Below are 1273 nucleotides of genomic sequence, written 5' to 3'. Positions count from 1 at the left end.
CGGATTTTTCACCCAGTCCTTGTCGGACCGCGATCCTGAGCTTTTTGGCTCGATCCGGTCTGAGCTGGGTCGTCAGCGCGACGAGATCGAGCTGATTGCGTCCGAGAACATCGTCTCTGCCGCCGTGATGGAGGCGCAGGGTTCGGTGATGACCAACAAATATGCCGAAGGCTACCCGGGCCGGCGCTATTACGGGGGCTGCGAGTTTGTTGATATCGCCGAGAATCTGGCCATTGACCGCGCCAAGCAGCTGTTTGGCTGTGGTTTCGCCAATGTGCAGCCGAACTCGGGCAGCCAGGCCAACCAGGGCGTGTTCCAGGCGCTGATCCAGCCCGGCGACACCATTCTGGGCATGAGCCTGGATGCCGGTGGCCACCTGACCCACGGCGCGCGGCCCAACCAGTCGGGCAAGTGGTTCAACGCCGTGCAATACGGCGTGCGCCAGCAGGACAACATGCTGGACTATGATCAGGTCGAGGCGCTGGCGAAAGAGCATAACCCCAAGCTGATCATCGCGGGCGGTTCGGCCATCCCGCGTCAGATCGACTTTGCCCGCATGCGCGAGATCGCCGACATGGTCGGCGCCTATCTGCACGTGGACATGGCGCATTTCGCCGGTCTGGTCGCGGCAGGCGAGCATCCCAGCCCGTTCCCCTACGCGCATGTGGCGACCACCACCACACACAAGACCCTGCGCGGCCCACGTGGGGGCATGATCCTGACCAATGATGAAGATATCGCTAAGAAAGTGAATTCGGCGATCTTCCCCGGCATTCAGGGCGGCCCGCTGATGCATGTGATCGCGGCCAAGGCCGTGGCCTTTGGCGAGGCGCTGCGCCCCGAGTTCAAAAGCTATATCCAGCAGGTCGTGACCAATGCGCAGGCGCTCAGCGATCAGCTGATCAAGGGCGGGCTCGACACCGTGACCCACGGCACCGACACCCATGTGGTGCTGGTTGACCTGCGCCCCAAGGGCGTCAAGGGCAACGCCACCGAAAAGGCCCTGGGCCGGGCGCATATCACCTGCAACAAGAACGGCGTGCCATTTGACCCGGAAAAGCCGACCATCACGTCGGGCATCCGCCTGGGCAGCCCCGCCGGCACCACCCGCGGCTTTGGCGAGACCGAATTCCGCCAGATCGCCGACTGGATCATCGAAGTGGTCGACGGCCTGGCAGCCAACGGCGAAGACGGCAACTCCGAAGTCGAAGCCCGCGTCCGCGCCCAGGTCGCAGATCTCTGCAACCGCTTCCCCATCTACCCGAACTTGTAA

1 protein-coding gene is annotated in these 1273 nt (G+C 63.3%); it reads left to right on the top strand.

Annotated features, from left to right (window positions below):
• A partial coding sequence (glyA, locus tag ACR0ID_RS20380) for a serine hydroxymethyltransferase (RefSeq protein ID WP_480608413.1) occupies positions 1 to 1273 on the top strand: 1273 nt, incomplete at its 5' end.

The sequence above is a fragment of the Ruegeria sp. AL2 genome, from assembly GCF_056540845.1.
The sequence above is the reverse complement of the archived record's forward strand: the minus strand, read 5'-3'. Positions and strand labels throughout refer to the sequence as shown.